This is a genomic window from Cryobacterium sp. PH31-O1 (assembly GCF_030063455.1).
Classification (GTDB): Bacteria; Actinomycetota; Actinomycetes; order Actinomycetales; family Microbacteriaceae; genus Cryobacterium.
The window spans coordinates 411,770-433,576 of sequence record NZ_JASITB010000002.1; the positions used below are offsets into that span (position 1 = coordinate 411,770).

A 21,807-nucleotide genomic window follows, 5' to 3' on the forward strand; every position below is an offset into this window, starting at 1 on the left:
GAGCTCCCGATTGGGCACCATTATGAACACCACGCGACCCATAATTCTTGCGGCCAGTGCTGCGCTGCACCGGACTGTGCGAGATGCCGGGGTCTGGGCATGAGTGATTCCGGCAACGGCGTGCTCCCTGACGCCGCCCGACCCCCAGCTGATCGATTTCTAACCGCACAAATGTGGTGGATTGCGAGCGAACTCGTTCGGCGGCATCCGCACCTGCTCATCTCCCGAGTTACCGGTACCTCTGGCGCACCCCTGCTGCTCGTGCACGATGAGCAGGACGGCATGCGCATTCAGCTCGAACTCGATAGCGGCGTAACTTTCGTGACCAGTTCAACCATTGGACAGATTACCTGGATGCAAATACTGTCGGCGGGGACATCCCGTGAAATCGTCACGACGATCGAACGGCAGAGCGGACTACAGCGACCGGGCGTACAACCCACCACCACGCCGCGGGCCCTCGTCTACCGTGTCATCGAAAATTTCCTGCTCTCGGTCATCAACGACGGCCACGAATGGGACGTCGTCACAGCCCCAATGCCCTTGACCGCGCTCACGAGCAGCGACCAGCCCGCCTCGGAATACCTCCGAGCGTTTCCCTCAACTCGGACAGCCGTTTCTGACTATCTCGATTCCTTGACGGTAAAACCGGCCGGCGGCGGGACTCGACTGTTCCACCAGCCGTTTTGGGCATTGCTGCGCGATCTCGAACCGATCGCAATCCTCGACATCGCTGGAAACATTCACACCCCGCTGGATTCGTACGAGATGATGCCGATGTTCGTGGCCGCTGGACATCGTCTCTCGCCGACCACATTCCAGGTGCTCGGCTCCTACCAGCCCTGATCAGCGGCCGATCGGGCGTACCCTGCATTGTTCGGCGAGACCTCCGGCGACGCGCAAGAACGGGCAAACATGATTGCGTGTCCCTCATTCTCGACCCGCGCGAGCTTTTTCATAGCCCGGCCTTCGCGTGGTGTTCGGGTGCCGGCCAATGGCTTGACGTCGGGATCCCGTCATTTCAGCAAAGCGACCAGCCAAGTCCCCGGACGAGCGTGCACGCGCCGCCGATGAGGTCAGGTGGCGATTTCTGAGTCGCCCACAGCGTCACGACCGCTACGCTCAGCTACACAACTGCCACCCAGGTCGCGACTCGCTTGACACTGCGGGAATCTAGTGATGCTCCGAGGGAAGCTACGGTGCCGAGAACGTCTCGGTATTGTGTGTCGAAGTCGACCAGTTCGCGGGCCAGCCGTTTCTGGAGCTTCCTCTCCCTCTTGTTCAGATCCACGGGTTCGGATTGCTTGCGCCCCTCTTCTCCCGCCCGTTTCTTGAACCACCGCTGCGCGATGACGTCAGTGAGTTCCGCCCGGATCCATTCCCAGAAATCGCCCGCCGTCCCAGCCAAACCCACGAATCGCGTCATAAAGGCTGCGCACTCCACTGGGGGTGAAGTATTCCGCAATCCACACACCGGAGATCAACACGGACTCTCCAACGGGCACTTCGATGCGATCGAAGTGGAACGCGGCTTTATAACCGCGGCGCCACCGGGTGTGGTGGGTTTGGTACAGGAAGTTTGCCGAATCACAAATCTTTATGCGCAGACGAGCGGGAAGCCACACGGCCAATTTCGAGTACTGGAGTGGGCGCAGCAGCAGGTAGGGAATGTCATACCAGCGAAAGCCTTTGCCGATGTCCCGAATCGTCACGCGTGTCGGGGAGCTTTCGGCTTCGACGTCATTCGGCGGCGGCGAACCTTCCGGGGGTCCCTGCGGTCGTTGGGCTCTGCGGGTTCTCATGTGTATCGGAAGTCTGTCAGGAATAGACGACTCACCCGACGTCTCAGGCGTTGCTGATGCGCGCGCAGCCCCCGCCCGGTAAAAATGCGTGCACGGCTGCGGGGGACAACCGGGCCAGGAAATTACCGTCCCTGAGACGCCATTCAGCGCATCTTCACTTCACAGTTTCCAACTCGCAGCTTCCGACTGGTTTACCTCACGCTCCGAGTTCGGAAATTCTTCGATACAGCGTGGCCCGCGACATGCTCAGATCTCGAGCGACCTGCGTGGCGGACTCACCGGCGTTGACCAGGCGGCGGGCATTGAGGATTTGGCTTTCGGTGAAGCGATGTCGGCGCTCGCCGAGATCTTTACCGGCCGCGCGGCGCTTTTTGACACTGTCCACGATGCGCTCACGCTTGATGGCCAGTTCCATCTCTGCCAAAGCCGCCATGACGGTGAACACTACGCCACCCATCGGTGTGCTCGTGTCCACATCTCCCCCGCCCAAGTTCAACACGCGAAGCGCGGCACCGCGGGTGCGCAGCACTCCCGCGAGGTCCAGCATGTTGGCCGTCGATCGCCCCAAACGATCAAGCGTGGCAACCACGAGGGTGTCGCCAACCTGCAAGGCGTCAAGGGCCGCATCAAATTCTGGTCGCCGTGCGCGTCCTCCGCTGACTCCGTGATCGACATAGACGTCGTCCTTACGGATGCCGGCGGCGATCAGGTCCATGATCTGCCGATCCGCAGCCTGTCTCTTCGTCGAGACCCGTGCGTACCCGATCAGTTTCGCCATTGACGCCTCCAGATGTCTCGCAGCCGTCCTTGCCTACTGAAATCCTACGACTGGGTAAAACACACGTTGCGAGACACGCCGACTCGCCCGCGTCCCTCGGGCGACGATTCGCGCAACCTCGCCACGGAGCGGATGTGCACTGCGGACACCCGGCGGATTACGCCGCGCCGGTCTGTCTCGTCAAAGTGTCTCGCAGCCCACGGGTTGCGAGAAGACGGTGCTGATTGTCCCATTCACACTTGGAGCCAATCAGTGCAAGTACAAATGTCTCTATCCGATTGTTCCTTCAGCTACTCCTGCCAACAGGTCTAGCGGTCTAGCGCGGCTCGGGGCAGCCCTGCTACGGCTTGGATCCTCTGTACGCAGTCGCCGAGTAGGAAATTTTCTGCACGCCTCCAGGCTGTATCACTACTTGCATTTCGGCATCAAATCGCGCAAAGTCACCGACATGGAGACCGACAATGACCTCGTGATCGAGCTCTGCAGTCTTCAATGTCTCGAGACCTCCGCCCTCCAGCTCGATCACCAGTGGACCGACGTCGCTCACCGTTCGTAGGATTCCTTCGATCTCGACGTTGTCTCGATCGAGCTCACGAGAAACTACGACCTCCGATATTCGTTGAGCCTCAGAGGATGACAAAAATATCCGGCGTGTGGCCTGGCCGGGTTCCTCCCACTTGAACTCGAAATCAAATGAATCATCGCGTACGTCCTTTGCGAAGTCTCGCAGGGCAGCTGCGACGCGAGGGCCCCTCTCAATTACCTTGGCGAGAAAGTCTGATGTATCGATATCAGGGCCAAGTGCTTTCCCCGCGGTTAGCAGCTCGAAGACACTCCCGATACATTCATCTATGAATTGGTGCACGGGCTGTTCAATCAGCATGACCTGGCCCGCGTCGGTAAGTTCATCAGCTGGTACGGATCTGGGCTCAACGAAGAGAAGGATAGAGCCCTGTGCAGGTGCCGCGCGAAGGTTGAGCTGAGTAAGTGTTCGAATGTCGATCCCAAATGGCCCTTTTAGGGACTTGAATCCGCGAATCGACGCGCCAGTAGACGAGACCAGGCGTTGCAGCACGACCATGATTTCGCCAATCGCACCGATGGCAGCCACTGACCCCTCGACGCCGTCACCGGTGAGGCTAATCGTGCCTGCGGAGCGCTGTTCTCTCACACCTGCACCGCCGCGCCAAAGTCCTTCGATACTTGATCGGGCCAGGTCGGCAGGGGAGTCCCACATTTCAACTTCCGATGCAGCCATCAGCGCCAAGAGCGCCTGTTCCTTAGACGCTGTAGCCATCGAACTCAACCTCCAGATAGCCTCGCATCGGCACGGCATCTACTCGCACAGGGGCCGCGCCAACAGGGCCTGACCTTACGCGCTGCCAGAAATCGTCCCAATGCCCACGAGACCAGTAGTACTTATTATCCTCGTGGCTAGCCTGAGATGGGTCAAGCACTTGACACCATACGCCTAAGTACGGGTCCACGCGGAGGCCCACGCTCTTCAACCATCCCGTCTTGAAGAATGCGGCGAGTTGTTGAGACTTTTCCGGGCTCTCGCGTGCCGCGACGAGGACATCGGACTCAATCCACACCGTGCAATCGATGTCAGAAGGAATACTTTTCGCGCTCACAAAACTTCCGGAGAACCAGATGGACACCACCGGAACGACTTTACGCAGCGCGTCGGTGGCCAACACGAGTTCAGACCAAATCTCAGTTCGAATCGTCTCACCAAATTCGGGCCGCGTCGCGAAAGATTCTTGCACCTCGCTGAGCGTGGCCAAGTACCGTCCCGGTGGGATATGCCCGGTTAATGCATCAATGCTCGGAATCACGCGCTTCCCCCTGAAGTACAGTTCATCTCCGCGGAGCCTAGCAGGGGACCGATGTCGTCCGAGACTATTCCCCTCGCGTCCATGCCATGACGGTTACTGGGGGATTCAATCACTGAAGGCTGCTCGGATCAGCTCGGTAATGTTCAACGGCTTCGCGACAGGAACGGTCAACTCTCCACTGAACACCCGGTGATGACCTCTTGCTGTTAACTCCCAGGACCCATTGACCTCGGTCATGCCTGGCCGTCGCAGAGCCAGGACCAAGTGTTCACCGTCCGACGACCACGTGCGCCGAGGTCGCAGATCTCCAACGTCTAGGTCGATAGTCACCGATCCGGAGTTCCTGAAGGTCGTGGAGCTTGGAAGGGACGGGAAATATGTTTCCTCTGTCGCGTATCGAAGCGAGCGAATGTCGATGCCAGTGGAAAGCGGAACCGGTCCCCAACGGCGCGGCGGGTCTGGCAGACGATCGGAGATGCCAAACGTCGCAGAATCGCGCCACTGCAGTGCATCGACGTCGCCTTCGAGGTGGATTCTCACAGCGACGTCTTGCAGGAATTGATCACTCTCATTAATGATCTGGAAGACCGTGGGATCGAGCACTCCAGCAGCTTCGGCGTCAACCGCGTCCGTCCATCGTTCTCGGGTCTTAAGTATCCAGGAATCCAGCTCGCGACCGTATTGCTCTCGCGTCCGAACCTCCGGTTTGGATCCAATCATCGAGACCGCCTGTCCGAGGTAGGCGCCCAAGATGCTTGCACCGTGAGCGACAGCAGCGTCGTATGCAGCCCAGTGATGGGCTGTCACGTCGGTGATTCGCCATTCCAACGTTCGCGCGTGGTCGTCGACAATCAAAGTCGCATCGCCCACGGGGCTAACACGGATGTCCACGACCGGCTCGCCAGAGCTCGCCCGGGCGACAAGCAGGTCGAATTCTTGCCCAGTAGCGATGCGGGTCTCTCCATCGCCCCGGAAATAGATCGCGCCGTCGGCGATGCCTTCGCCGTTCTTATAACAAGCAAAGATCGGATCGCCTTCTCTCGGCGGGGCTACGATTACCAATAGAATTTCATTCCCGCCTGTTACTGGAACTCGGAGAATGTCCCACGCCGGTCCACGGACCGACAGATATGGCTGGAGACCGCGGCTGAGCTCCAACATCTCTATGGGCAAGTTGCCTGTCGCTCCATCGGCACCGACGCCGATGACCATGATGGCGTGGCCCTCAAATGCTCGTGCTGAAGTAACGGGGAGCCTGTTCGCTGCTCCAAGAATGAATTTCGCCAGTTTCGCTTGACCAACCTTACTCCTCAGGTCGACGAGACTCTTAAACTCGAGGTAGTGGCGCTCCGCAGTATCCCCGAGCTTGACCGCAGCTTCCACGAGTTGGCGCGCGGACACCTCGCCAGTGGGAACACGACTGATATCAAGGCCGGTCATTCAACGTCCAATCTTTGTTCATCCGCGCGACCGAAGCGAATACCAGCATTCGCATCGTCGCAGGGCACATATTTCCCGCTGGGAAGACCTTGGACTGCCACCGTTGCGCCTCCATGCCTCATCCGCCTTCCTGTTGGCCACTAAGCACGCTCGCCCGCGAACCGTAGCGCCATCGACTCCATTTGCTCCATCACCAGCTTGATCGCGGAGGGCTGCTGGTCGGGCGGATAGCCGTTCACCACGAGCAACCGCTTGATCGACGAGCGCAGCTTGGCACGCACATCGTCGCGCACGGTCCAGTCGGTGCGCACGTCGCGGCGCATCACCTGCACGAGCCCGCGCGCGATGTCGGCCAGTTTGCCCTCGCCTTGCAGATCCACGGCGGACTCGTTCTGCGCCACCGCGTCGTAGAACGCGAGCTCATCACTCGTCAGTGCCGGCTTGAAGTGCGAACCTCGCTGCGACTCGGCGGCGACTTCCCGGGACATCTCCACGAGTGCGGCGATCACCTCGGCCGAGGTCAGCTGCTGATTGGTGTACTTGTTCATCAGTTCGGTGATGCGTTCCGAGAACGCGCGTTGCCGCACCATGTTGTTGCGAGTGGATGCCACGGCCTCCTCGGTCAGCAACTTACGCAACGCTTCAATCGCCAGATGCGGGTTGCGCGCCTGCTGAGTCTTGGACACGAACTCCGGTGTCAGATCGCTCAGCGACGGCCTGGGCATCCCGGCCGCCTCATAGATGTCGAGCACCTCACCCGACGACGTCGCGGACATGATCAGCTCCCCCAGAAGGCGCTGGATCTCATCGGGGATGGGCTCGCCGCGGGATTGCCGGTCGAGGGCATCAGCTTTGGCCATCCACACCCGGATCTCTTCGTAGATCTGCACCTCGGGGCGCAGCACAGCCAGGTTTTGCGACCCCGAACACAACGCCCAGGCCCGCGACAGCTGCCCCGAATACCGGCGATACTTCACCCCGAGAGGCTCTTCACCCTCCACGATCTGGTTGCCGGACGTGCCGGGGGCCCGCAGGTAGTTCACGGCCCCGGTCACCGCGTTCAGGTACGCCTTCTGACCGCCCTTATGCAGCACGGCCTTCCAGTCGTAGCCGGCCAGCAGCCCACGCAGGGTTTCGACGAGCGTCTCGGTAAGCGCGACCACCTCAGCGATGTTGCGGCCGAGCGGCTTGCCGGTCTGGTCATCCGCTGTATATTCGGCGAGCGCCTTGGCCAGGTTCTCGGCGAGCGGCGCGTAGGCCACGAGCAGTCCGTCTTCTTTGCCGCGAAAGGTGCGGTTGACCCGCGCGAGCGTCTGCATGAGCAGCGCTCCCTTCAGCGGGCGGTCGAGATAGAGCGTGTGCAAGGGCGGCGAGTCGAAGCCGGTGAGCATCATGTCTTTCACGATCACGAGCTCGAGCGGGTCGTCGACGTTCTTGAGCCGGGCCTTGATCACATCGTTCTGCGAGGTGCGCCGCACATGGTTCGACACCGGCGGCTGATCCGTCGCATCCCCCGAATACACCACCTTGATGACGCCTTGGTCGAGCGCGTCCGAATGCCATTCGGGCCGCAACGCCACAATCGCCTCGTAGAGCAGCGCGCAGATCTCGCGGGTTCCACCCACGATCATGGCCTTGCCCGGGGCGTCGATGAACTTGATCATGCGGCTGCGCCGGTTCTCCCAGTGCGCCACGATATCCAGAGCGAGCGCGGCGATGCGCTCGGGAGCCCCATAGACCGCGTTGACCACGGCCACGCTCTGCTCGATGCGGGCGCGCTCAGTTTCGTCGAGTCCCTGGGTGGCGTCGTCGGCCGCGTCGTCGAGCATCTCTTCCGTGACATCCGCTGCGAGCGACACCTTGATCAGCCGGGGCTCGAAGTACACCGGCACGGTCGCGCCGTCGTCGACCGCACGGCTGAGGTCGTACACGTCGATGTAGTCGCCGAACACGTCTTGCGTGTTGCGATCGTCGAAGGAGATGGGCGTGCCGGTGAACGCGATCAGCGTCGCGTGCGGCAGGGCATCGCGCAGGTGGCGGGCATACCCGTCGAGGTCGTCGTAGTGGCTGCGATGCGCCTCATCGACGATCACGATGATATTGCGCCGGTCCGACAGAAGCGGATGCTCCATCCCGGCATCCTTCTCCGCCTTGCTGATTCCAAATTTCTGCAGCGTCGTGAAGAAGATACCGCCGGTATTGCGCTCACTCAGCTTCTGCCGCAGGTCGGAACGTCGGAGGATCTGCTCCGGCTTGCCCGGCAGCAGCAGGCTGCGATCGAACGAGGAGAACAGCTGCCCGTCGAGCTCCTTGCGGTCGGTGATCACGACCACGGTCGGGTTTTTCAGCTGGGGGTGCAGCGTGACGAGGTTAGTGTAAAGCTCCATCTCCATGGACTTGCCCGACCCCTGCGTGTGCCAGACCACCCCGGCCTTTCCGTTGCTCGCCACGGCCTGCACGGTGCTCGCGACCGCCTTGTTCACCGCGAAGAACTGGTGAGGCTTGGCGATGCGCTTGGTGAGACCGTCGTCGCCCTCATCGAACGCGGTGAAATAGGTCAGCAGCTGCAGAAACCGCTCCTGGTTGTACAGACCGGCCAGGGCGGTGTCGAGGCCGGTGACCGCGTCGCCGTCGACCGTCGTCGAGTCCGGCGGCACCGGCACACCCTGTTCGTCGACGTTCCACGGTGAAAAGTGGTTGAGCGGAGTGAACGGCGTGCCATACGACGCCGACTGCCCATCGGAGGCGAGGGTAAACACGCAGAACCGAAACGCCAGCGGAAACTCGCGCAGGTACGTCTGAAGCTGGGCGTGCGCGGCGGCAACGGTGGCCCGCTCACTACCCGCCTTCTTCAGCTCGATGATGCTCACCGGCATGCCGTTGCAGTACAGCACGATGTCGAACCGGCGCAGATGGTCGCCCTGGCGCAGCGTCACCTGGTTCACGGCCAGCCAGTCATTCTGCGCCGGGTCAGAACTGATCAAACGGATACTGGGACTCGCCTCAGCCCCGCTGGCATCGAGGTAGCTGAACGGAAAGCCGTGCACGAAGTACTCGTGCATGCGCTGGTTTTCGGTGATCGCGTCCATCGACTTCGGCGCGGTCAGCTCAGCGAGGGCCTGACGCAGATACTCCACCGGTACAGCCGGGTTGAGGTTGCGCAGAGCCTCGAGCAAGCGCGGGCGGATGAGCAGCTCGCTCCACGACTCGCGCTCCCCCGTGCCCGGCGCGATCGTCTCCCCGTGCATCGGAAACCAGCCGAGCGGCTCCCCCAGCTGGTCGAGCGCGAAGTCCTCCCACGCCGCTTCGGACAATCCTTGCGGTGTCGATGTGATCGTCATTGCCTATCCCCTCAATACTTTGACGCTGGAAAAGTTAGTTGCTCCTTGCGGCGAGTATCACAGCACGCCCGCCAGTGACTTCTCGGCGTCTCTGACGCGCAGCTTGCCCGACATGAGCTGCGGGAGGAGGGCATCGCGGATCCCAACAAGCATTTCATTCTCAGTCAGAACTGCATCCTCAGTTCGCGAGAGTTCCGAAAGCCGCTCACCTAACAGATCCTGAAGTTCACGAGTAGGTAAGAGGACGTGAAGATTACCGAGGTCGACCCGTGAAAGTTCCGTTTGCCCAGTACTTCCCTCCCCGAGTTCTTCGATTGTTGGCTGAGCTCTCATGAGGCCGTAACCAGCTGTGACAGGGTTTGTCACGCTGGCATCAAACCGAACAATAGAGATGTGTGAGTCTGTCGTTACTCGTTCGTCCCGGGTCCACCGGGCAACTCGGCCCAAAGTTCCTTGACCGGTCGAATTCACCAGGACATCGTTCAGAACGAGCATCTTGTCCCGAAGTACTTTAGATTCCAAAGTGCGTCGGGATGGTGACAGCAGTACCCTTTGATCCCGCACGCACTTCTGGTTCAAAATTACGGTTGTCCCCTCGGAGGCCTCAGAATATGCAGGCGTTATGCCCCGTGAAACTAGGGTGGTGATGTCTGACAGTAATAATTCAACTGCCCCCTTTTGGAGTGCCTCCTCGAAAATCGCCCTGGAAAATGTTGCTGAAGTCGCTGCAATCCGAGAATTGGTCGCAATCTTGTCCTCGATCGCACCTAGCACCTCCACGATCGCCGTTTGGACATCCACGGGAGGTAGGGAAATTGCAATGTCTTTGATTCGACCCAACGCGAGCTTTGGTTGAGTAGATCCCACAGTCTGCTCTCGAATCGCGTGCTGGCCAGAGTCAGACGCTAAGAAGTATCGGAGAAATGTCGAACTTAAATTTGGGTTAGAGGCGACGAGTCTTGCCGCATTCTCAGTTAGAAACGCCCCATCTAGCGATCGCAGAATTGGTGCGACTACCCCGACTGTGCCAACAATCGAAATGAACACATCGCCCGTAGCGACGCGATATCTGTCAATAAACGGCTGAGTTTCTTCCGGGACGAAGGCAAGATTGGCTTCGACAACATTCCCTTCGTTGATATCAACAATCCGAATGTAAGGAGCACCGTTATCGCTCCCCTGAAGTGCGTGGCCTTTCGGAAGACGTTTCCCGCCCTTGACTTCGATTAGGTCTCCGAGCCGAACAGAGGGCCAACCGCTCACGAGACTCGCCCCAGTTGCTCGCGCACGACCGCCGCAAGGCGCTCGGACTCGTCGAACTGGGCGAAGAGCTCGGCGCTCAGCCGGGCGATCTTTTCGTTGATCGGCTCGGCATCCTCTTCGGCCTCGGCGGCACCGACATAGCGCCCGGGGGTGAGCGCGTAGTCCGCGGCCTTGATCTCGGCGAGCGACGCAGAGTAGGCGAAGCCGGGCTCGTCTGCGTAGACGAGCGAAGCATCCGTGGTCTCGACAGGCTCGAGCAGCGAGTTGGGCTCGACCGACGTGTGCGTGCCGCGCCAGGCGTGGTAAGTGCCGGTGATCTTGGCGACGTCGTCGTCGCTGAGAGCGCGCTCGGCACGGTCGACCATGGTACCGAGGTTACGGGCGTCGATAAAGAGCACCTGGCCCGTGCGGTCGATCGAGCCCTTCTCCCCCGCCGTTTTGTCCTTGGCGAAGAACCAGGTGCAGACCGGGATTCCGGTACTGCGGAACAGCTGCGTGGGCAGGGCGACCATGCAGGTGACGAGATCGGCCTCCACGAGCTGGGCGCGGATCTCTCCCTCACCTCCGCTGTTGGACGACATCGAGCCGTTGGCCATGACAACGCCAGCGCTGCCGACGGGGTTGAGCTTGGAGATGATGTGCTGGATCCAGGCGTAGTTGGCGTTGCCTGCGGGTGGCACGCCGTAGCGCCAGCGAGGATCCTGTTCGTTGCGGGCCCAGTCCTTGATGTTGAACGGCGGGTTGGCGAGGATGTAGTCGGCCTGCATGTCGGGGTGCTGGTCGCGGGCGAAGGTGTCGCCCCAGCGGCTAGCAAGGTTACCGTTGAGCCCGTGGATGGCGAGGTTCATCTTGGCCATGCGCCAGGTGCGCTCGTTGAGCTCCTGGCCAAACACCGAGAGCTCCGAGCCCTCCTTGTGATGGTTTTCGAGAAACTTCTCTGCCTGCACGAACATGCCCCCCGACCCGCAGCACGGGTCGTAGACGCGGCCGCGGGTGGGTTCGAGCATCTCTACCAGTACGCGCACGACGCCGGCCGGGGTGTAGAACTCGCCGCCGCGCTTACCCTCGGCCTTGGCGAACTTCTCCAGAAAGTATTCGTAGACCTCGCCGAGCAAGTCGCGGGCCTTGGTCGACCCCTCGCCGGTGAACCGGGCGGAGTTGAACAGGTCGAGCAGTTCGCCGAGGCGACGCTGGTCGACGCCGTCACGGTTGTAGATGCGCGGCAGCGTGGCGGCAAGGGTGGGGTTGGCGACCATAATGAGGTCCATGGCCTCGTCGATGAGCTGGCCCACCTGCTTAAACGGTTCGCCGACCGCACCTGGGATGCCCTTGGCGTTTTCGGCGATGAACGTCCAGCGCGCGGCGGCCGGCACCCAGAACACCCGGCGGCCGGTGTATTCGTCGACGTCGTCGATGAGCTGGCCGATCTGGTCCTCGTCGAGGCCGTCCGCGGTGAGCTCGGTGCGAATCTGCTCGCGCCGCTCGTCGAAGGAGTCGCTCACGTACTTAAGAAACACCAGGCCGAGGATGACGTCTTTGTACTGCGAGGCGTCCATGGAGCCGCGCAGCTTGTCGGCGGCCTTCCACAGGGTGTCCTTCAGTTCTTTCATGGTCGACGGCAGGGCCGCGGCTTTGGTCTTCGGTGCCACTAGGTGGTTCCTTTCAATGGTGCGTCAGAAGCAAGGGTGATGGTGCCAGCGGTGACACCGGCCATGAGCAAATCGGTGAGCTCATCGAGCTGCCCCAGCCGATCGCGCGCCTGCTTCTGTTCCCACCGTAGCGAGGTGACAGCTTCCGCGAGCGCTTGCCGCTGGTTCGGGGCCACATGGCGTGCTTTCCAGGCCCGCCAGCGGCGATGCCCCGGAGGCAGCGCGGCGATGTCGGCGGCGAGTACCTCGGCGAGGAGTCCGTTGGGGTCGGCTCGGTCGATGCGCAGAATGCGGGCCGGAAACAGCACCACGGAGGTGCCCTCGGTATCGACGAGAGCTGCGGGCTTCGGTGAGGTGCAGAACACAACGTCGCCCGGCTCGGTCACCCGCCCCGACACATAGTCAACGGCGAACCGGAGGCGGTCGATGCTGCGGTGGCCGAGCTCCGTGGGGTTCGCGATCTCGGCCGGGCCAATCAAACGGATGCCGGCGGCATCCGCTTCACCCTCGATTACGTCTGCTGCGGCGATGCGATTGCCGGCAACGTAGTGCAGGTGCCCGTCAGCGAGCAGCTCGTGCACGGTCACCGTGGCGGCTGCGTCGCTCCGCGGCGCGGGCTGCACCGCCAGGTCCACGTGGAGAACGGCGGTGAGCCGGTCGATGTCGACGGCGAGCGACGCCGCCGACTGCTCGAGTGGGACGGCCACGGTGTTCACCCCGGCGACCAGGGGCCGGCGGCTGGCGAGCAGCGTGCGGGTGAGTGCGAGTCGGGCGAAGCGAAATGAGTGCGCGCGCACGGTGCCGCGGTCGCCGAGGGAGGCGACGAGGTCGCTCACGAGGTCGTCGATCACCGCGGTGTCCAGCGGCGTGGCCACGAGGTCGGCCACCATGGCGTAGCGGTCGGCGAGGGCATGCTGGGTGTGGGCGGCGCCGATCACCCACAAGGCCTGCAGCTGCTGGGGTTTGCTGGTGAGCGTGCCGCCGGGAAGGCGCACGATGGCGCGCACCTGGCCGGAGCGCAACAGCGACGAGCGCAGCTGATCGGCTTCGGGGCTCAGCCCGATGTCGGTGAGCACGGCGGCCGGCGCCAGCACCACGGCGAGTTGCTGGTCGGTGAGCTGCAACACGATGTGGTCGATGGCTGACAGCATCTCGACCGGGGTCATGCTCGGGTGCGCTGCGGACGGGTACTGCGCGACGTGCACGGCAGCGCCATCCACGCTGAACTCTCCGGAAGCCTGTACTGCCAGCCCGGTGCGCACGATGCCGTGCACCATCAGGCGGCGCCGTTGCAGCCGGGCGACCGGGTCGTCGTCGTTCGCGGTCAGCACCGGAAGATCGCTGGGGTGCGCTTCGTGGAGTGCCACGAGCAGGTCGCCGGCGCTTCCCGTGGGGTCGACGATGACCGAGTCGGCGGGCTGGGTGAAACGCAGCGCAGTCACGGTGTGGGTGAGCAGGTCGATGGCCGCGCGGCTGAGGGTGACGTCACCCGCGTCGGCGAGCTTGCGCTTGGTACGGTCGGTGAGCATCCTTTCGAAGGCGGGCGCTGGGCCATAGGCGGCCTCAACGAGTACGTCGACGTACCCGGCCAGGGCCACCAGACGGATGCCGAGGGCCTCGACCTCGCGAAAGAGCAGGTCGTCGTCGGGGTCGTTTTCGTCGGCAGCGTCGAGCAACTCGGCCGCGGTGTATCCGCCGAGTGCGTGGTCACGCGCCGCGCGGAGGGCGAGCAGCGCCGTGACGCCGCGGAGGGCAATGTCGTCGAAGTCGTGGCGGGCGGCGACGGCGTAGGCGGCGGCATCCGCTGTGGCGTCGCGGTTGTTGCCGCGGCCGGTGCGTTCGAGCCAACCACCGACCTGGTCGGCGTCGAACACGTCGACATCGCGCCGGCGGCTGACCGGGGGCGGGAACGGGGTGTCGGTGCCGGCCGAGCGGCTGCGCCAGACCGAGACGACCGGGCGCTGCACGTGGGCGAGCGCGGCGATGTCGGACATGGTCATCAGCAGGCTGGTGTCGGTGATCGTCATGCGGCGTTCCTCTCGTGGTGATCTCAGCCTAGGGTCGCCCAACTTTGTTGTACAAAATTGATACGTGATAACCCCTGTTATCACTCACTATGTCGCTTGGTTTGTAGCAAACCAATAGTTTGATGTCGTGCCCACCGCAGTCGGTCGGTACGGCGGGTGAGAACGGTCGTTGCCATTGGGGGGAATGATCGCCCTCACCCGCTCACTGCAGACCAGCTAGAGGAGCCACATCATGGAAGTAGCACGCACCGAGAACCCGTCCGAAGAACTCCCACCACCGCCGCTGCCACAGGGCACCCCGTTCAACCGGCGCGACCTCACGATCGGTCTCTTCAGCCTGGGCATCGGTCTCATCGTCGGTGTCGGCGGCACACTCACCGCAACGTCGCTCGGTGGCGGGACCGGTTCCTTCTTTCCGTCCCCCGCCATCGTCGCAGCCACCGAGTCGTGCGACGTTGTCGACAACGTGTGGATCACCGTAGGCGACGAGGGCCAAAGCCTCGCGATGCAGAGCGAAGGCGAAGAGTCGCCCGGCGCTGACTATGTCGACGTGCTCTGCGTTCTCGACCAGCTCGAGGTACCGGACAGCGTCAACACGCGCATCGGCAGCACCCGCGCACTCGACGGGCGACAGACCGCGACTTGGGACGATTTCGACGCCTCCTGGGGCTACCACCCCGATAGCGGTCTCGACATCGTCGTCGAACTCTCCCAGCAGTAGCCCTGTCGTTCAACTTCACGCACTCATAACAACAAACAGAGGATCACACCATGCCCACGACCAACCACAACGCACCCCCGGTCGGAGTGCCGACAACGCAGCAGGAGCAGTTCCTTCAGCCAGCACCGCCAGCGATACCGGCCACAGACGCGCGAATGATCGGCCCCGCCGTCTCGCCGAAATCCTTTGTGGCCACCTGGCTGTTCGCCTGGCTCCTCGGCATCTTCGGCGTTGACCGCTTCTACCTCGGCAAGGTCGGCTCCGGCATCGCCAAACTGCTGACCTTCGGCGGCCTGGGAATCTGGTGGCTCGTCGACCTCATCCTCGTCCTCACCCAGGGCCGCGACAAGCAGGGGCTACGGCTTGCTGGGTACGACCAGTACAAGAAAGTCGCCTGGATCGTGACGGGCGCGGTAACCGCGCTATCGATGATCATCTCCGGGGTCAACGCGAACAACGCACCGAGCGATACCCCGGCAGCCGTGGCCCCAGTCGCCGATTCGGCCGCCGAACCAGCCGCGGAGGGACCCGCTGCAGAAGAGCCGGTCGTTGAAGCGGCGCCCGTCGACACCGTGCAGACCTGGGCCGACGACGCTTTCGGCACCTTCGAAGTCGTCACCCAGACCGGCGCCGGCGACAACCTCATCACGCTGCCGGCCGGCGCCACAGCCGGTATCGTCACCGCAACCCACGACGGCACGAGAAACTTCGCCATCTCCGTGCTCGACGCGAGCAACACATCCACTGGACAACTGCTCGTGAACACAATCGGCGCCTACAGCGGCACAACCCAGCACGGCTTCAACTCCTTCGGTGAAGACACGACCCTGCAAATCACGGCCGACGGAAACTGGAGCCTGATCATCGCACCCATCTCTGCGGCACCCGTGCTCGTCGCATCCGGCGCCGGCGACGGCGTCTATCTTTTCGACGGCTCTGCCGGCAAGCTCACGGCCACCCACGATGGCTCACGCAACTTCTCGATCATCGAGGAGACCGACGAGGCCTTCAGCACGGGGCTGCTCGTGAACGAAATCGGCGCGTACTCGGGAACCGTTCCGCTGAGCTCGGGCCCGTCTGCCATTGTCGTCAGCGCCGACGGCAGCTGGACGCTACTCGCCGAATAACACCCGGCCGGCCAAGGCGGGCCGGCCCTCCGCCAGAGGTGTCCCACCGTTGAGTTACGGTCGCAAATCGAGACGCCGACAGACCGCTTGAAATCAGCGCCAAAACGGGCGCTGTGCGGCTCCACCTCGTTTGGTCCCGTCGCTCGTGCAGACTCTCAGGTCACGTGGGAATTGTCGACCGGTGTTTTTGCGCGGGGTTCTGGTCGAAATAACGGAATCTGTCCGGCAGCGGCCCGGGCTGTCCTTGCACCAATAGCTTCCGCGAACTGGTCTCCAAAGCTGGTGCGTTTGAGTACTCCTTTGGCCAAGATTGGCAAGGCGTTGTCCCCCTTATAGAGCTGATACTCCGGGCGGCTCTCAACCCAATCGTAGGCATGGGGCGAGGAGAGAAAAGACATGAATGTCAGCTCGAACAGGCCAAGTCGTACCCAGTTGTCAATCCAGACGGCGTACTCAGGACTTACCGCTGGCTCGCCGGAAGGTCGTTTGAGATCGATGATGTTTCGCTCGAGCACGTTCCAGGCAGATTCGGAAGTGCGAATCTCAACAATTGCAAGCATCTCAGAACCGCGAAGAAGGGACCTGAGAGTGTTCGCTTCGCGTCCGTCAAGTTGCTTTACTATTTCGACGAAGGCGGGGTGCGCCCGTTCGCTTATCCGCCCGTCCATTGCCGTAGCGATCAAATTCAAATACATGTCCTTCAAGCTCTGCTCTTCATGAGTGAAAGCTAGGCCCTGGATTGCTGGACCAGCCACAGAGGGCTTAGGGGAAATGAGGCTTTCTGGCGGGATTGTGCCAGTTAGATCGGCCAGTTCCTTTTCGAACTTGTTCTTCATGTAATCCGCAAAATGCAGAATGGCGAAATTAGCAGCAGCCAGCGGCAGGAGTACGGTGTGCACCGTCTGGGCAACGATTTTCAATGATTTTGCTGCGTATTGACCCGCCTCCTGCGCGTCAGGATTTTCTTTCGCGATCTGCATGATGTCAGTCGTCAGATTGACTATCGCCTTTGCGTTCTTTAGCGGCTGATCTTGGGTCATGAAACATGAGTCTATTGGTGACATCCGATGACCCTAAACAGCCTCGCCTATGGACGGAACGCCAGGATCTCTGCGAGCTGGGCATTATCGTCGGTGGGGTCGCTGAGGAGCAGTGGAATGAATCGGATTAGGGCGGCGAAGCCGCTGGCTTGGTCCGGGTACACGCCGAGCGACACCAGGTGAGTGCTCCCGTTCGAAGTGGTCAGCTCCACGCAGGGATAGTGCTCTTCCGGCGCGATTCCCTCGCGCACGGCGTCCGCGAAGGTGTTGCTGTCGAGTTGTTCTTCGATCGAGACGACCTGGTCGAGGTTGATCCAGACGTCGTCGGCGCCGATGATGGGACGGGTGCGGTCGTGTCCGTAGGTGGTGACGGCAAGTTTGAGAAAACGCATGAGGGTCCTTCCGCGATGGGTAGGCCTTGACGTTAAGGCGCGGAATCCGACGGCCGCCGCCGATCATGCCGGTCTGTGGATAACGTCGCGCGGTGGGGGTGTGTGAGGGGGATGTTCCCCCTCACCGGGTGAGGCCACCACCGCGCGGCGGAAGATGTCAACCTTTATGAGTCAGTTTCTTTAGCCGGTCATTGAGTTCGTTCCTTCCTTTTCGGGTTCGTTGATCCACGTCGTCGAAGGGAATGTTGGCGGCTGCGGGTGATGCCGGACGAAACGTTCCGGGTGGGCGGCATATGCCGTCGTGAGAACGCGGGCACGAGCGTACTGGATGGCGGGTGCGCGGCCGTGGTGAACGTTGAACGGGGTGTGCATTCCAATGCCCGAATGGCGATGTTCAGCGTTGTACCAGTCGTAGAATTCGGTGCAGAATGAGCGTGCCTCGGCGAGGCTGTAGAACCGGTCTGGGAACTCGGGCCGATACTTCAAAATCTTGAAATGCGACTCCGAAAATGGATTGTCATTACTCGTATGCGGGCGGGAGTGCGACTTGGTCACGCCCAGGTCGGCAAGCAGAAACGCGACGGGTTTCGACGCCATCGAGGAGCCGTTATCGGAGTAGATCGTCAGCTGATCACGGCGGATGTTCTGCTTCTCGATCGTGTCGAGCAGGAGCCGCTCAGCCAGCTCGGCGGACTCCCGGGTCGCGACCATCCACCCGACGACGTACCGCGAGTAAATGTCGATAATCGTATACAAGTGGAAGTACGACCATGTGGCCGGACCCTTGAGCTTCGAGATGTCCCACGACCAGGTCATGTTGGGTCCCGTCGCGATGAGTTCGGGCTTGATGCGTGCCGGGTGCTCGGCCTGAGCACGACGCTCCCCGGTCTCGCCGTGGGCGCGGAGCAGACGGTACATCGTCGCCACCGAGCAGAGGTAGGTGCCCTCGTCGAGGAGGATCGCCTGGATCTCCGCCGGCGCCTTATCCACGAACCGCTTGGACCGCAGCACCTCCAGAACAGCGGCGCACTCCAACTCGGTCAGCGCGCGCGGCTGCTTCGCCGGCTGGGGCCGGGGCCGCGGCGAAGACGGCGGCCGTGGTGACCGCGGGTGGTGCCGGTAGTGAGTGGCCCGTGATCTTCCCACAGCCCGGCACGCGTCCCGCGTGCCGACGAGAGGGACGAGGTAGGTGATGGTGGCGTCGATTATTTCTCGGTGTTCTTCTCGCTGCTGTTGGTCGAGAGTTGATCCAACAGAGCCGAGAGTTTTCCCTGGATAGCGATCACCTGCCTCGCCGTATCCAACTCGCCCGACAGCCGCAGATTCTCCTTCCGCAGGCGAGCGGCGTCCTTTTCTGCCGCGCTGGCTGGTGGTGCGCCCGCTGGCCGAGCCAAGGCCTCCAGCACTCCTTTATCGCGCTGATCACGCCACTTACCAACGAGCGAGGTGTACAGCTTTTCTCGGCGGAGCAAAGCGCCGCGGCCCTGCCGATCGAGGCTGTCGTACTCGGTCAGAATGTCGCGTTTGTACTTGGCGGTGTAGGTCCGCCGCCGAGCACGCTCGGGAACCTGAGGATCGGGAACATCTTCCATCCCTACAGCCTGCCCGATCGAGCTGAGCCCTGTCATTACTGCGTTCGTCAAGGGGAACTCCTTCCCCGCCCTCTACGACACTATTCGGGACGATCCCGGTGCCTTATACAAGGTTGACAGAGAGGGCGGCGGTCTCACCCGCGGTTAGTGGTTGGTGTTGTCTAGGGCGGCGAGTGCGATTTCCAGTGCGCGGTCGTAGCTGATTCCTGCGGGTCGGATTGTACCGGGCACGAATCGCTGGGACTTGGGCAGTCGTAGCGTCCCTGAGTATCCGTCGGGCGCATCTTGCAGGGGCCCGTAGCCGGGGTGCAGGAGCAACCACTGGCTGAAGGGCTGATCGGCGTCGTTGAGGACGGCGACCCGAAACTTAGCGGTCGGGTTCAGGCACCGGGCCCAGAAGCGGTCGGCTTGTCCTCGATCCGTGAGACGTTCACCCACTGGGCGGAGTGTCACCCCTTGGGACGGCAGGCGCTTCATGGTCGCGGCGTGCACGTAGGGACGGAGGCAGGAATCGTCGCGAGCGGGAATGTCGTTGAGGGCTGCTTGGGCGGCGCGTTCAGCTCGTCGTGCGGCGCGGTGCGCGACGGTGTCGTCTGGGTGAATTCGGGACCATTCGCTGGCCTCGATGACGCAGCAGATGAGGTTCCAGGCACAGCTGTAGAACCGGATCAGGGCATCTCGGTCTCGCTGAGTTCTAGGGCTGCCGGTGTTCGCGTATCGGGCAAAGAATGCGCTGGCCGCTTTGCGGTCGGCTGCTATGTCATCGCCGGTGCGTTCGGGACGGGTGGTGATGGGGAACTGGGGCATGATTCTCTCCGCTCAACTGATTTTTTTCCCTGGCTGGCAAGAGAATCGATAGAGAGCGGGAGTGCCGAAGTGCCCGGCTGGTCGGGGGAAATAAGGGAGCCTGCGACCGCGCCCGAGCAGGTGGGCACGTAGGCACGGGAGCGAACTACGATGACCGGCCAGACAGACAAAAAAACAAAAAAGACATCCGCGCAGCGGTCCGAGGACCCGGAGGGTCTCCGCCGGTCCCCAAGGGGTTGCGTCTGGTGATAGGCGTCGTCTCCGGGGTGGGACCACCGCTTCGTGGCGTTGAGCACGCCGAGGTTTACGAGCTCCCGCGCCGAGCGGTGATCACCACGCTGGTCGCTCCCCGCCGCGCGCCCTTGGTCGCTTCTTTGCAAGATGCGTGGCCCTGCTGCCGCGGGCCTCGTCGATCGGCCCGCGGGTTAGTGGCCGATTTTGGCGATGAGGTCGGGGCGGAAGCCGGCCCAGTGATTGTGGTCGTCTACGACGACAATGGGCGCGCTGCTGTAGCCAAGTTCGTCTTGCACGTAGGTGAGGGCGGCGGGTGTCTCGGTGAGGTCGACGACTGTGTAGCTGACGCCCTGCTTGTCGAGGGCGAGTTTGGTCATCCGGCAGGGCTGGCAGTTCGGTTTCGTGTAGACGATGACGCCGACTGTTTCGTTCATCGCGGGGCTCCTTTCACTCACGCCTTGGGGGTGGTGCTGTTCGGTAGCGGAGGTTCGCTGTGCCCGGGAGGAAGCGACCATAAGTGCGGGACCGAGTGGTGGGGCCAGTGGGTGAGGAAATAAGTGACCGGAGGGAACGCCGAGCGCAGTTGTCCCACCGGTCGGCACACCGTGCGCACGTTGGTCAGCGCCAGCCCGGGCCAGCATGCTCCTCGAACGAACAGATACCTCCCCTGACGTGAGTGGGGCTGCGCGGTTAGCCAACGGTCATCGGATCAGCGGTGAACGCGACGTCCAGGTGCAGGTGATTGCACGTGTCGTCGAACTGGGTAAAGTGCACCACCGCCAGGCCGATGCCGGCCTCTCGCCGGCAGTCTGCCTGCCCGATCCGAGCACCGGCGGGCATGACCGGGTCGAGCAAGCCGATCAGGCGCAGGGACTGGCCGTCGGCGCCGGTGAGGCTGCGGCCGCCGAGGGAGTAGAAGTCGACGGCGCCTCCGCCGCCGTTGATCCAGTGCGAGGACCTTGTGCCGGCGCCCAGGAGTTGCCCGGTGCATTTGCGGTTGATGTCGCTGACACCGACCTGGTGAAACTGGTTGACGGCCAGAACCATCACCTGCAGGATGCGGGTGTCGATCCCGCAGTCCGGGACGGTCTGCCCGCTGGCGATCCACCGGATCTCCTTCACATGGTCGGGCACGAGTCCGCGCAACTGACCGTTATCGGCAGCGGCAACGAGCTGCTGGGCCAGCCCCACCGCATCCCCACCACCGACACCACAGGCGCCGGCGCTGCTGGCGGTCAGTGCGGTGACGACGTTGGTCGCCGGCGTGAAGAATGGTGCGTAGTGTTCCGGGTCGGCGTTGATCTGCACAGCGGATGCTGCCGCCGACGGCTTCATCGTCTCCCAACCGGTCAGCGCGGTCAGGCGTTGGAAGAACAGCCGGGCTGAGGTGGCGGGGTCCATACGCTCCGCGAGGGATCCCCAAGTAGCGCGTTGCTGGAAGAGGCCACGGCTGTCCGGGCCGATGCTGTCGCCGTGGTCGAGGTTGATCAGGCTGGACTCCCCCATCGCAGTCATCACCCCGACCGTTTGCGCCTGGGCGGTGAGGCCGAGCTGGACGCCGGCGTTGATGATGTCAGCGGCATTGGCGAGCTGGTCGCCGCTATACCCGGCCACCGGGTCGTGCCCGGCGGCATCCGCTCGGCTGACCGCCATTAGGCCGCAGGTGGTGCCGGTGCCGGAGGAGAGGGCGACGGTGCCGCCGACGGTCAGGAGCAGGCCGGTGAGGCTGGCGGCGAGCAGTTTGACCAGGCCCATG

At 62.4% G+C, this 21,807-nt stretch carries 18 protein-coding genes; 3 read left to right on the forward strand and 15 right to left on the reverse strand.

Annotated features, from left to right (window positions below; translation table 11 throughout):
* Positions 1-99: 99 nt before the first annotated feature.
* Complete coding sequence (locus QMK31_RS06795) at positions 100-846, forward strand: TY-Chap2 family putative peptide chaperone (protein ID WP_283500174.1); 747 nt, start codon at positions 100-102, stop codon at positions 844-846.
* 509 nt (positions 847-1,355) lie between these two features.
* On the opposite strand, the gene QMK31_RS06800 is transcribed toward QMK31_RS06795, so the two are convergent.
* From QMK31_RS06800 to QMK31_RS06840, 9 genes are all read right to left on the reverse strand, one after another.
* Positions 1,356-1,712: a hypothetical protein gene (locus QMK31_RS06800; protein ID WP_283500175.1), complete on the reverse strand. Its 357-nt coding sequence runs from the start codon at positions 1,710-1,712 to the stop codon at positions 1,356-1,358.
* Between the two features lie 286 nt (positions 1,713-1,998).
* Positions 1,999-2,580 carry a recombinase family protein gene (locus QMK31_RS06805; RefSeq protein ID WP_283500176.1) on the reverse strand — a complete coding sequence of 194 codons (582 nt, stop codon included), beginning with the start codon at positions 2,578-2,580 and terminating at the stop codon, positions 1,999-2,001.
* A gap of 340 nt (positions 2,581-2,920) precedes the next feature.
* Complete coding sequence (locus QMK31_RS06810) at positions 2,921-3,877, reverse strand: hypothetical protein (RefSeq protein WP_283500177.1); 957 nt, start codon at positions 3,875-3,877, stop codon at positions 2,921-2,923.
* Positions 3,861-4,418: a DUF6932 family protein gene (locus QMK31_RS06815; RefSeq protein ID WP_283500178.1), complete on the reverse strand. Its 558-nt coding sequence runs from the start codon at positions 4,416-4,418 to the stop codon at positions 3,861-3,863. The genes QMK31_RS06810 and QMK31_RS06815 overlap by 17 nt, the downstream gene beginning before the upstream one ends.
* Positions 4,419-4,523: 105 nt before the next feature.
* Positions 4,524-5,858 (reverse strand): hypothetical protein, encoded by a 1,335-nt coding sequence (locus QMK31_RS06820; RefSeq protein WP_283500179.1) that lies wholly within the window; start codon positions 5,856-5,858, stop codon positions 4,524-4,526.
* A 140-nt stretch (positions 5,859-5,998) separates the two neighbouring features.
* The gene (locus QMK31_RS06825) at positions 5,999-9,199 is read right to left on the reverse strand and encodes a type I restriction endonuclease subunit R (RefSeq protein ID WP_283500180.1); all 3,201 of its coding nucleotides are present in this window, start codon (positions 9,197-9,199) and stop codon (positions 5,999-6,001) included.
* 57 nt (positions 9,200-9,256) lie between these two features.
* Positions 9,257-10,462, reverse strand: coding sequence for a restriction endonuclease subunit S (locus tag QMK31_RS06830; protein ID WP_283500181.1), 1,206 nt, complete (start codon positions 10,460-10,462; stop codon positions 9,257-9,259).
* Positions 10,459-12,072: a class I SAM-dependent DNA methyltransferase gene (locus tag QMK31_RS06835; RefSeq protein ID WP_283500275.1), complete on the reverse strand. Its 1,614-nt coding sequence runs from the start codon at positions 12,070-12,072 to the stop codon at positions 10,459-10,461. Before QMK31_RS06835 ends, QMK31_RS06830 begins: the two co-directional genes overlap by 4 nt.
* Before the next feature lie 38 nt (positions 12,073-12,110).
* Positions 12,111-14,138: a hypothetical protein gene (locus tag QMK31_RS06840; protein ID WP_283500182.1), complete on the reverse strand. Its 2,028-nt coding sequence runs from the start codon at positions 14,136-14,138 to the stop codon at positions 12,111-12,113.
* A gap of 232 nt (positions 14,139-14,370) precedes the next feature.
* On the opposite strand from QMK31_RS06840, the gene QMK31_RS06845 reads away from it, so the two are divergent.
* A complete protein-coding gene (locus QMK31_RS06845) occupies positions 14,371-14,859 on the forward strand; it encodes a hypothetical protein (protein ID WP_283500183.1) in 489 nt (162 codons plus the stop codon).
* Between the two features lie 50 nt (positions 14,860-14,909).
* Complete coding sequence (locus QMK31_RS06850; protein ID WP_283500184.1) at positions 14,910-15,986, forward strand: TM2 domain-containing protein; 1,077 nt, start codon at positions 14,910-14,912, stop codon at positions 15,984-15,986.
* A 155-nt stretch (positions 15,987-16,141) separates the two neighbouring features.
* On the opposite strand, the gene QMK31_RS06855 is transcribed toward QMK31_RS06850, so the two are convergent.
* From QMK31_RS06855 to QMK31_RS06885, 6 genes are all read right to left on the reverse strand, one after another.
* Positions 16,142-17,026: a DUF4393 domain-containing protein gene (locus tag QMK31_RS06855; RefSeq protein ID WP_283500185.1), complete on the reverse strand. Its 885-nt coding sequence runs from the start codon at positions 17,024-17,026 to the stop codon at positions 16,142-16,144.
* A gap of 47 nt (positions 17,027-17,073) precedes the next feature.
* On the reverse strand, positions 17,074-17,418 hold the full coding sequence (locus QMK31_RS06860) for a hypothetical protein (protein WP_283500186.1): 345 nt from the start codon (positions 17,416-17,418) through the stop codon (positions 17,074-17,076).
* A 180-nt stretch (positions 17,419-17,598) separates the two neighbouring features.
* Positions 17,599-19,046 (reverse strand): IS3 family transposase gene (locus QMK31_RS06865; RefSeq protein WP_502852684.1). Its coding sequence is split into 2 segments (ribosomal slippage): positions 17,599-18,689 and positions 18,689-19,046, totalling 1,449 coding nucleotides; the frame shifts between segments, so codons are not numbered across the junction.
* A 108-nt stretch (positions 19,047-19,154) separates the two neighbouring features.
* The gene (locus QMK31_RS06875) at positions 19,155-19,817 is read right to left on the reverse strand and encodes a hypothetical protein (protein WP_283500188.1); all 663 of its coding nucleotides are present in this window, start codon (positions 19,815-19,817) and stop codon (positions 19,155-19,157) included.
* Between the two features lie 425 nt (positions 19,818-20,242).
* Positions 20,243-20,485, reverse strand: a complete 243-nt coding sequence (locus QMK31_RS06880) for a glutaredoxin family protein (protein ID WP_283500189.1) — start codon at positions 20,483-20,485, stop codon at positions 20,243-20,245.
* Positions 20,486-20,741: 256 nt separating this feature from the next.
* Positions 20,742-21,806 (reverse strand): hypothetical protein, encoded by a 1,065-nt coding sequence (locus QMK31_RS06885; protein ID WP_283500190.1) that lies wholly within the window; start codon positions 21,804-21,806, stop codon positions 20,742-20,744.
* Position 21,807: the final 1 nt, after the last annotated feature.

What these genes read in the sequence shown, in the direction of transcription:
- QMK31_RS06855 (WP_283500185.1), bottom strand. Translation starts at nt 17,026, where the DNA reads ATGACCCAAGATCAGCCGCTAAAGAACGCAAAGGCGATAGTCAATCTG.
- QMK31_RS06835 (WP_283500275.1), bottom strand. Translation starts at nt 12,072, where the DNA reads ATGAAAGAACTGAAGGACACCCTGTGGAAGGCCGCCGACAAGCTGCGC.
- QMK31_RS06880 (WP_283500189.1), bottom strand. Translation starts at nt 20,485, where the DNA reads ATGAACGAAACAGTCGGCGTCATCGTCTACACGAAACCGAACTGCCAG.
- QMK31_RS06840 (WP_283500182.1), bottom strand. Translation starts at nt 14,138, where the DNA reads ATGACGATCACCGACACCAGCCTGCTGATGACCATGTCCGACATCGCC.
- QMK31_RS06820 (WP_283500179.1), bottom strand. Translation starts at nt 5,858, where the DNA reads ATGACCGGCCTTGATATCAGTCGTGTTCCCACTGGCGAGGTGTCCGCG.
- QMK31_RS06810 (WP_283500177.1), bottom strand. Translation starts at nt 3,877, where the DNA reads ATGGCTACAGCGTCTAAGGAACAGGCGCTCTTGGCGCTGATGGCTGCA.
- QMK31_RS06845 (WP_283500183.1), top strand. Translation starts at nt 14,371, where the DNA reads ATGGAAGTAGCACGCACCGAGAACCCGTCCGAAGAACTCCCACCACCG.
- QMK31_RS06860 (WP_283500186.1), bottom strand. Translation starts at nt 17,418, where the DNA reads ATGCGTTTTCTCAAACTTGCCGTCACCACCTACGGACACGACCGCACC.
- QMK31_RS06885 (WP_283500190.1), bottom strand. Translation starts at nt 21,806, where the DNA reads ATGGGCCTGGTCAAACTGCTCGCCGCCAGCCTCACCGGCCTGCTCCTG.
- QMK31_RS06795 (WP_283500174.1), top strand. Translation starts at nt 100, where the DNA reads ATGAGTGATTCCGGCAACGGCGTGCTCCCTGACGCCGCCCGACCCCCA.
- QMK31_RS06805 (WP_283500176.1), bottom strand. Translation starts at nt 2,580, where the DNA reads ATGGCGAAACTGATCGGGTACGCACGGGTCTCGACGAAGAGACAGGCT.
- QMK31_RS06825 (WP_283500180.1), bottom strand. Translation starts at nt 9,199, where the DNA reads ATGACGATCACATCGACACCGCAAGGATTGTCCGAAGCGGCGTGGGAG.
- QMK31_RS06875 (WP_283500188.1), bottom strand. Translation starts at nt 19,817, where the DNA reads ATGCCCCAGTTCCCCATCACCACCCGTCCCGAACGCACCGGCGATGAC.
- QMK31_RS06850 (WP_283500184.1), top strand. Translation starts at nt 14,910, where the DNA reads ATGCCCACGACCAACCACAACGCACCCCCGGTCGGAGTGCCGACAACG.